The organism is Protofrankia sp. BMG5.30 (genome assembly GCF_001983005.1).
GTDB classification, from domain to species: domain Bacteria; phylum Actinomycetota; class Actinomycetes; order Frankiales; family Frankiaceae; genus Protofrankia; species Protofrankia coriariae.
On record NZ_MOME01000008.1, the window covers coordinates 307,125 to 316,899 of the forward strand.

Annotated in this window: 5 protein-coding genes and 1 pseudogene; all 6 read right to left on the reverse strand. The window is 72.2% G+C overall.

Features of this window, described 5'->3' with window-relative positions:
• Nucleotides 1-140: 140 nt before the first annotated feature.
• A complete protein-coding gene (locus tag BL254_RS04875; protein WP_139342179.1) occupies nucleotides 141-2,690 on the reverse strand; it encodes a PQQ-binding-like beta-propeller repeat protein in 2,550 nt (849 codons plus the stop codon).
• Nucleotides 2,691-2,919: 229 nt separating this feature from the next.
• Complete coding sequence (locus BL254_RS04880) at nucleotides 2,920-5,028, reverse strand: SGNH hydrolase domain-containing protein (protein ID WP_076842631.1); 2,109 nt, start codon at nucleotides 5,026-5,028, stop codon at nucleotides 2,920-2,922.
• Between the two features lie 29 nt (nucleotides 5,029-5,057).
• Complete coding sequence (locus tag BL254_RS04885) at nucleotides 5,058-6,221, reverse strand: glycoside hydrolase family 113 (RefSeq protein WP_052915009.1); 1,164 nt, start codon at nucleotides 6,219-6,221, stop codon at nucleotides 5,058-5,060.
• Nucleotides 6,218-7,699, reverse strand: a complete 1,482-nt coding sequence (locus BL254_RS04890) for a glycosyltransferase family 2 protein (protein WP_083730838.1) — start codon at nucleotides 7,697-7,699, stop codon at nucleotides 6,218-6,220. The genes BL254_RS04885 and BL254_RS04890 overlap by 4 nt, the downstream gene beginning before the upstream one ends.
• Before the next feature lie 340 nt (nucleotides 7,700-8,039).
• Nucleotides 8,040-9,176, reverse strand: a complete 1,137-nt coding sequence (locus tag BL254_RS04895; protein ID WP_254857801.1) for a cellulase family glycosylhydrolase — start codon at nucleotides 9,174-9,176, stop codon at nucleotides 8,040-8,042.
• 280 nt (nucleotides 9,177-9,456) lie between these two features.
• A pseudogene (locus BL254_RS04900) lies at nucleotides 9,457-9,775 on the reverse strand (serine/threonine protein kinase); the annotation flags it as partial.

Here is a 9,775-nt window from a genome sequence, read left to right on the forward strand (position 1 = left end):
TGTCGGGTGACGCTCCGTCGAGCCACCGAGCGGCGTTCTGTTGAGCGTTCAACTATCTTGACGGTACCCCCGTCCGTCCCCGTTGCATCCGGGTTGTCGGAGACAAGTCTGTGTTCGCGATCTGTAGTTACAGGTTGTGGTCACGGGCCGACGCCGGTGGCTGCGTCCAGCGCGTAGACGTTGTGGTCCAGGCTGCCGATGTAGAGCAGACCGTCCGCCACCACCGGCGAGGAGTCGTCCACCGGCGCCCGGGTGGCGAACCTCCACTGCTGCTCACCGGTGACGATGTCCACCGCGTACACGTAGCGGTCCCGACTGCCCACGTAGACCAGCTCGCCGGACACCGTGGGTGAGGAACGGATGCCGTTGTCGGTGTGGAACCGCCAGCGGGCCCGGCCGGTGTCCGCGTCCAGCGCGTACAGGTTGCCGTCGTCGCTGCCCACGTACAGCACCTTGTCCACCAGGGCGGGTGTCGAGACCACGCCGTTGTCCGCGGTGAACTGCCAGGTGGGTGTCCCGTCCGTGGTCTTCAGGGCGTAGACGCTGTGGTCGTCGGCGCCGATCCACAGCATGCCGCCGGAGACGGTGGGGGAGGAGTCGACGCTGCTGCCGGTGGTGCGCTGCCAGCGTTTCCGGCCGGTAACCGCGTCCAGCGCGTAGATGTTGCGGTCGCGGCAGCCGACGTACACCCCGCCGCCGATCACTGTGGGTGACGAGTTGAACCAGTCGCCGGCGGTGAAGTGCCAGCGCTCGCGGCCCGTGAGCGCGTTGACGGCGTACAGGTTGTGATCGCGACAGCCGATGTAGACCACCCCGTCCACCGCCGTCGGGGAGGAGTGCATCGCCGCCCCGGTAGGGAACCGCCAGCGCGCCTTCCCGGTCGCGGCGTCCACCGCGTGCAGGTAGGTGTCGTTGCAGCCGACGTAGACCGTGCCACCGGCGACCGCCGGGGAGGACGTGATCGCCTCGCCGGCGGCATACCGCCAGCGTTCACGGCCGGTGACCGCGTCGATGGCATACAGGTAGTGATCGTTGCTGCCGATGTAGACCACGCCCGCCTCGACCGCGGGGGAGGAGTACACCTCCTCGCCGGTGGTGAAGACCCACGGCCGCGGGCCGTCGCCGTCGTCGCTGGAACCGAGCAGGCGCACCGCGCCCCACGTGCCCGCCCCGGCCGCCGCGGCCACGGCGATGGCGCCGCCCGCCCGCAGCAGGGTCCGCCGGTGCGGCCGCGCGGGCGCGGGTGCGGGCCGGTCGCCGGTCTGCTCCCAGTCCGCGCGCTCGGTACGGCCCGTGTACTCGCGGTCGGTACGGCCCGCGTATCCGTAGCCGGTACGGCCCGCGTGTTCCTGGCCGGTGCGGTCGTCCGGTGGGAGCGGCTCCCACGGCAACGGCGGTGTCGGCGAGAGCGGGGTGGAACGTCGCCCCGGCGGGTCGGAGACCGGCTCCCGGGGGGTGGGCGGCGGTCCGGGCCGCACCGGTGGCGCCGGCAGCCCTGGTGGCGTCCTGGTCAGGGTCGTGCTGTCCCGGTCGTCCGCGTCCACCGGCGCGTCCGCCGGTGGACGGCGGCCCCGGGCCTGGTCCGCCTCGCTCTGCCCGGCCCGGGCCTGCCCCGCTCCGGCCTGTACCACGGGCGGCTTTTCGCCGGCAGTCGATGGCTTTCCGCCGAGAACAGGTGGCTGCCCGCCGGGGTCGGCCGGCTGTCCGCCAGGGCTGAACGACCGCCCGCCGGAGCCGGACGGGCCGGAGGATCTGTCCCGGGAGTCCGGGCGGTGCCCCCGTTCGTAGGCGTCCACCAGATCGTAGACGGTGGGTGGCAGCCAGTGCCGCGCGCCGAAACCGGTCGGCGCCTGCTGCCAGCGACTGTCGATCTCCTCCAGCAGACGGTTCGGTGTGGGCCGGCGCGCCGGGTCGCGCTGCATGCAGCGGCGGAGCAGATCGGTGAGCTCCGCCGGGATGCCGGAGAGGTCCGGTGGCCGGGAGAGCAGCTGAGCCAGCACGTTGACCGGCGTGTCGCCGGAATAGGCGGTGCGGCCGGTCGCCGCGTACAGCAGGGTGGCACCGAGGGAGTACACGTCGGTGGCCGGGGTCACCGACGCGGTGTCCAGGGCCTGCTCCGGGGACATGTAGTGCGGCGTCCCGATCACGGCCTGGGTGAGCTGCGCGCTGCCGACCGACGACCGGACCAGCCCGAAGTCGATCACTTTCGGGTTCTCCCGGGTCACCAGCACGTTCGACGGCTTGAGATCCCGGTGGATCAGGCCCACCCGGTGGATGGACTCCAGCGCCTCGGCGATCCCGGCCGCCAGCCACAGCACCGCGTCGACCGGCAGCGGCCCGGCCCGGCGGACCAGCCAGGACAGCGACGGCGCCGGGACGTAGGCGATGGCCAGCCACGGCATCTCGGCGGCGGCATCGGCGTCCACCAGGGACGCCGTGTACACACCGCTGACCTGCCGGGCGGCTGCGGCCTCCCGGGCGAAACGCTCCCGGAAGCCGGGCTCCTCCACCATGTCGGCGCGCACCGTCTTGACCGCGACCAGCAGCCCCGAACGGGACTGGCCCAGGTACACCCGGCCCATCCCGCCGCCGCCGAGCACACCGAGCAGGCGGTAGGGGCCGATCGTCCGCGGGTCCTGCGGCATCAGGGCGTCACGCATGCTCTCGAAGGAGCTGTTCGTGCCCGTCACGTCCGCCTCCACCGGTTTGTCACAGCCGTCATCGTGCCTCTGCGCCCCGCGCTCCGGGACACCGTGCCGCTGGACGCCGTGGCCCGGGCGATCGTCCAGGTGATCGTTCCCCGTGGGGTCGTCGTCCGCACGATTCTCCTCCGACCGTGATGTCTCCTCCGGCCGCGGCGGTCGGCCCTTCCCTGGAGGTGGTCGTCGTCCACGGAGACGTGGTCATCGTCCTGCCTGGTCAACGGCCTGCGCGCACCGGGGCCGTGCCCCCGGCGACGCTGGCGGGCGCGGTCGGGGCCGGCAGCGCCGCCCGGCTGATCGTCGTCTCCAGCCACGGGGCGAGCTGGCGCATGCCGGCGGTGGTCAGATGGACGGCGTCGACGTAGAACGGGCCGCCGGAGACGGTGCGGTCCCAGCAGCGGTCCCCCTGGCACAGCGCCGCGTCGACGTCGAGCGGCAGGATCTGCGGATACCGGCCGGCGGCCTCGGCCACCAGCGCGTTGTAGCAGCGGCTGGACACCGGGTCGGTGTCCCCGGTGGCGCGGCGGCTGTTGGCCAGCAGCACCGGCCGGCCGGGAGCCTCCTGCTCCCACAGGCGCGCGGCCGCGGCCAGCCGCTCCCGGTAGACCTGCCGGTAGCCGACGTCACAGGGGGAGACGACCGTGGTGCCCACCAGCCGCGCCGCCGCGTCCCCGCTCAGGTCGACCAGCAGGACGTCGGGCCGGCTGGCGGCGATCTGGGAGCGCCAGTAGCGGTCCCAGTGCGCGCAGTTACGCGCCGGCCCCGCCGCTGCCCGCGCCGATACCGGCAGCTGGGCGTCGGCGCTGACGTGGGCCCGCGGTGTCACCGGCGGCGGTGCCGGGAACAGCCCGCAGCCGGGCAGCGAGCGGTCCACCACCGGGTAGCGGCCGGAGCCGCGCCGGCCGACCGCGGTGGCCAGATCACCGGCGAACGACCCGCCCAGCACCAGGACCACCGATTGCCTCCCCGTCCGTGACCGCTGCTCGACCAGGTCGGGCAGCCATGCCCCACCGACCGCGACGGCGGTGTAGGCGACCGCCAGCACCGGGGCGGCCCACCGCAGCGACCATCGGCGCGGCCGCAGCCGGCCGACCACCGCGTCCTGCAGCAGCAGCCCGAGGAGCGCGGCCAGCCCACCGCCGACCACCAGCAGGGCATGCGGCCGCACCTGCGGGAACGCGGTCGCCAACGCCCAGAACACCGGYAGGTGCAGGAGCAGGAGCGGGTAGCCCAGCCCGCCCAACTCCACCGGCACGCCTCGGCCGAGCAGCCACTGCAACGGGTTGTGACGGGCCGGCAGCGGTGGGCGGTCCACGCTGGCCAGCAGCAGCGCGCCGGCGCCGGCGGCGACGGCCGGCCCCCCTCCCCGCAGCCAGTCGGCGGGACGCGTGGTGGCGATGATCCCGTCGGTGACCAGCACGGCCAGCGCGATCGTCCCGGCCGACGCCGCCCACCAGGACCGCCGTGCCTGGGTAGGGCCGTCGGCGGGCTCGCCGGAAGCCGCCGGCACCGCCATCGCCACCGGCTGGACGCGCGCGTACTGATCGTGCTGGGCCTGCGCGCCGCGGGCCCGCTCCGCGCGGCGGAGCCGCACAGCCACCACCACCGCGGCTGCCGCGGCGCCCAACAGCCATTCGGCCGCCCGGACGTGGCTGCCCAGGGCCAGTTCGGGCAGGCCCGCGCCGGCGGCGGCCCGGGCCGGGCCGACCAGGCAGGCGCCGGCGGCGAGCAGCACGGTGCCGGCCGCGGCCAGCCCCACCGTCCCGGCCGTCCGGCCGGTACGCCCCGGCCGGCCGACCAGCCGGGCGGCCCACCAGATGCCGACCAGCAGCAGCGGCCCGGCGATGGCGAACTGTTCGATCAGGCCGAGCAGCCACAGCAGGCCCAGCGGGTCGAGCTGGGCGGGCCGGTCGGCGTACCAGTCGCCGCCAGCGCCGGCCAGCCAGTTCCGCGACACCAGGTCGAACCAGTTCCCCACGTGCGCCAGGCCGGCGACCGCCTGCGGGCCGAGCTGTCGCGCCTGGCCGGGCGGGCTGAGCAGCACGGCGAGCCCGACGGTGGCGACGAGGGTGAACAGCAGCAGCGGGAGCCGCTGCTTGACGTGCTCCCTGACATGGTCACGGTAGACACTGCCCAGGCCGGGGGCGGGGCAGCCGTGTTCGCGGCCGTGCCGTTCGCGCGCCGCCGTGGCCCGGGAGCAGGCGGCCAGCAGGACGCGGGCGGTCAGGTAGCCGCTGGCTGCCAGGAGAAGATCCGGCCCGAGCAGTTCCGCGCGGAATCCCCCGGTGCTCTGCAGCATCACCGCGAGCACCGCGACACCGAACACGCCGATTACCGCACGTGATGGGGAAGAGCTCAGCGTACCGCCCTCCAGCCCGAGAAGCAGTCCCGGATCGTCTGTTCGGCGGCCCTGCCGGCGAACGACTCGTGCCGGTCCCGCAGCGGGTCGACGGTGGCGGGACCGGCGTGGAAGTCCACCCGCCACCAGTACAGGCCGGCCAGGGAGCGCTCCCGCGCCATCTGGCAGGCGGCGGCGAACCACCGTTGCTGGACGACCTCGTTGACCGGGCCGCCGTTGTTCGGGTTGGCCGGATGCCGGTAGATGCCGTCCTGCGCGGGAGCGCCCACCTCGTACAGCAGCAGGCTGGGCATCTGACCACGGGCCCGGCGGTCCAGCCAGGAGTGCCAGCCCGCGGCCAGCTCCGCCACGGAGGCGTCGTCGGACAGCGGTAGCTCCGGGTAGGCGTCCACCCCGACCCGGTCCACCGGCATCCGGACCGCGGTGTGCACGAACACGTCCCAGTTGAACGCGTACCCGGTCTCGCCGCCGAACAGGGTCCGGGCGTACGCGGCCAGCTCCGCCCAGCGCGGGTCGCCTTCCAGCGAGCTGAGTTCCGTGCCGATCACCACGGTGGCGACGCCGGTGCGTGCGGCAAGGGCCAGGTAGGGCGTGAGGAAGCGGCGGTAGGAGGCGAACCAGGCGTCCCGGTCACCCGGCCTGATCGTGCCGCGCCAGTCCAGCGGGTTGGCGGCGGTCAGGGTGCGCTCGTCGAGCGTCGGGCGCAGGGTGACGCGCAGGCCGGAGCGTCTGGCCTCGTCCAGGAGGATGCCGAGACGCTCCGGCGTGGGGGTGGTCCGGCCGCCGTGGACGGCGTTGGAGCGGGCCGTGTCGGTGAAGAAGGGGAAGGAGACGCACAGCGCGTTGGCCTCAAGGTCGACGACGTAGTCGACGATCTGGCGGGCCTTGGCGCGGACCAGCTCGACAGGCTCGTCGGGATTGTCGTCCCAGTAGACCTGGACGCCGAGCTCGGGCCGGCCGGGCTGCCAGGGGTAGGCGACGGTGGGGCCCGCCCCCGCCCCCGCCCGCGTCTGCGGGCCGGCTGTCGCGGTGACCGGCGGTGGCGCGGCCGGGTGGAAGGCGGGGGTGCGGTCCTGGGGTGCGGCGGCGCAGCCCGTGCCCGCGATGGTCATGACAAACACGGCGGCCAGCGTCGCGCCGGCCGTGCCCAGCCTGATCACATCGGTTTCGCGATCACGTTGAAGGTGGACTCGCCGTTGCGCAGGAAGCGGACCATCCCCCGGAACACCGCGACCGCTTCCAGCAGGGAGAAGAATGGGATCAGCAGCAGCAGGCAGGGCGGTTCCCACCAGCGGTGCCGCGGGTCCGCCGAGGCCGATATGTTGATCTTCAGGCCTTCCCAGTAGAGCCAGATGCTGTAGGCCATGTTGGCCGCCCAGACGGGCAGCARCAGGGCGCTGACCGGCGTGGTGTCGGTGTCCCCGAGCAACGAGCCGACCAGGAGGATCAGCCCCAGGTGCTGGATCGGCCCGCATGCCCAGATCAGCACGTTGTGCAGCAGCAGCAGCCGGTGGCGCAGCGGGACGCCGCGGTCGAACGCCAGCCGGAACAGCCCCCAGGACCAACGCTCCCGCTGCCGGATGAAGTCGGCCACGGTGGCCGGGGAGGCGCCGTAGGAGCGGCCGGGGAACCAGTCGCTGCCGCCGGGGTGACGGCCGCAGAAGAGCAGGGCGAACTGGGCGTCCTCGACGATGGCCTGCGGCCCGAAGTCCCAGCCGGTGGCCGCCTCCACCGATGCCCGGACCAGCAGCAGTTCCCCGTGCAGCCCGGCGCGGGGCACGCCACGGCCGGTGGTGGCCGCGAACAGGCTGATGTCGCAGCCTGGGCGGACCGCGTCGGCCAGCCAGGTCAGCTTGTTCACCGCGTGTTCCCGCGGGTAGCTCAACACCCCCTGGGCGAGGTGGCGGGCATTCTCACCGGCGAGCCACTGGGCGTTGAGGAAACGGGCCATGGCCTCGGCGGTGTCGGAGCTGACGCCGGTGTCGTCGTCCATGTGCAGCACCCACACGTCCCCCCTGGCCTCGCCCTCGGCGTAACGCARCTCGTGGGCGTAGTGGTTCGCGCGGGCCTTGAACCGGGTGCCGTTCGGGGTGCGGTAGCCGCGGGGTACGGTCACCACGCGGATCAGGTGGTCCGACGCCGCCAGCGCGACGATACGGTCGTAGGCGGCGCAGCCCTCCTCGACGACCACGTCCACCCGCAGGTGGGGGAAGTAGTCCGGCAGGTACCGGCAGAAGGAGCGGACGACCCGTTCGAGGGCGGGGTAGGTGTCGTGACGCCCCACCGTCGGGACGACCACGATCAGCGGGTCGCGGRCGATTGCCGCGGTGACCGGTAGTTTACGCTCGCGGCGCAGCCGAACGGCCGTGCGCACGCTTCCGTACATACCGATGACGGTGTTTACGATGGGCAACGTCCAGACCACGGCCGCTATCCAGCCCATGAAGCCGAAATCGGGGTCGCGGGCCCAGGCCCACCATCCGAAGGCACCGAACACCGTGAAGCCGATCAGAAACGAACTGAAACCGGGTCGCCATACCGACCGTTCCCGGGATTCGGTCAACGGCATCGTCTCGTGCGCGACGGCGTTGGCCCACTCCAAGGATTCCCGACGCATGAGATGCTCGGACGTGGTCACGCGGCTCCCCCCACAGGAGTCTGATCACGGTCCTTGAAACAATACGCCAGCCGGACCGGAGTAGGTGTAAACCGTCGGCGATACGACGGCTGCCGTAGCTTACCGGCGGTCCCGCAGCCGTATCGCCGCGGGTAGGCGGTGGTGTCTTGTGGTGATTCCGTTGTCAGCGCTGACGCCCGGTCCCGACCTGGGTCGACCGGCCCGGACCCGGGGCGGCGTAGGCCGTTGCCGGCTGTGGCAGGCCGTTCGGCAGGCCGACGTGCCCTGAGTCGGGCAGTGACGGTCTCGCCGTCCGGCCGGATTTCCGGTCCGGCCGGGTTCCGCTCCGGGACGGTGAGTTCTACGCCGGCCGGGACGGGAACTCCCGGCCAGGACGGGACATCCGCCCGGCGTGCCCGGCGAAAAGCGCGGCGGTGGCCGATGGGTGGATCACGCGACGGCCGTCGTAGTCGGGGTAGTGGGAACCGTCGTCATTGCGTCCGGTGAGAAGCCAGAACTGGTCACCGTCACCGTCAGCATCCTCGACCGCGGCCGTCCAGGCCGCGTAGACCGTGTCGCGGGCGATCCCGTCGTCCTGCCAGGAGAATTCCTCCAGCACCGCCGGTACACCCGCCACGGCGGCCTCCCGGAAGTGGTCGTGAATCCAGCGGACACCCCATCCCGGCGATTTTTCGCCCCACTGCTGGGGATGCAGGTGAAATGTTCCGTAATCGATCCCGGGCAGCCTGAGGAGCCGGTGCCAGACCACCCCCTCCTGGTTGGATGCGGGGTAGTCGGCCGTGTCGGCACGGCCGTGGAAACCTTCGTCGCCGACCGCGACCAGCTGGCGGGGGGCCAGTTGTCGGACATATCTGCTCATTTCGTCGGCCCAGGCGACCAATGTGTCCCCGGACGGGTCGGAGGGGCAGCGGGGCTCGTTCGCCAGCTCCCAGGTCATCACCGCCGGTTCGTGGTTGTACGGCACGCCGGTATACCGGTTCCGCCGGCTGATCACGTGTGTCACCCAGGCCCGGTAGCATTCCCTGATGGCGTGGCGGTGGAAGAAGTCGTCGTGTTCGGCGGAGAACCACGTGGCGTACCGGGGAATTCCCCCGAAGTCGCTCCAGTTGTTCGTCAGGGCGATCACCAGCCGCAGCCCCAGTTGCCCGGCCCGGAAGACAGCGTGGTCCAGCGGCTCGAAACCGTCCTCGTCGTAGCGGAACGGCTCCGGTTGCAGTACCACGCCGTCCGCCGGAGTTCCATCGAGGAAGCCCCAGCAGCGGACCACCCGCAGGCCGAGCGCGGCGGCATCGGTCAGGACGCTGTCGGTCATCCGTTGGCTTTTGTAGTGCAGGTAGTAGTTGTTGGTGCCGCAGAAGCGGAAGCGTCTGCCGGCGAGCCGGAACGCGCCGTCGCGCACCTGGACGAAATCAGCGGCCCGGCCGGCGGGGCCGAATCCAGTGGGGGAGGACACGCTCCGGAAGAATACGGCTGCCACCCACGGCGAAGCGCTCCCGGGGACAAGATACCGAGACATGAGTCACGTAGCTGTGCGTAGTCATATGGGCGGTGCTCCCTGGAGGTGGCGGTCTGTGTAAGTGACCGCCTGGATAAACGCTGCTCTGGGTAGACGGCCGCCTGCCGTCGGCGACTATCACGGTGAGTGCTTCGTCAGATACATCCGTCGAGTCGGAAAGCGCGCCCGACGACACACGCGCCTGGATCAGGTGCCGAACAGATGGTCGCGGATGGCGACCGCACCGTCCGCAACCGGCAGCCTAACCGGCCGCCATCACCCGGCGTATTCGGTCGTTGCAGTTGTCGGTGATGTAGAGGAGTCGTTCGGTGGCGTCCAGGCCCAGGCCGTTGGGTTCGCACAGACGGGCCGCGGTGGCCGGCCCGCCATCGCCGGAGTAGCCGGCCTCGTCGGTACCGGCGACGGTGGTGATGACGCCGTCGGAGTCGACGCGGCGCACCCGGTTGTTGTCGGTGTCGGCGATGTAGACGCGCCCGTCGTCGGTAACCGCGACACTGCCCGGGTTCGCCAGTTGGGCGGCAGTGGCCGGTCCGCCGTCGCCGGAGTAGCCGGGTGTGCCG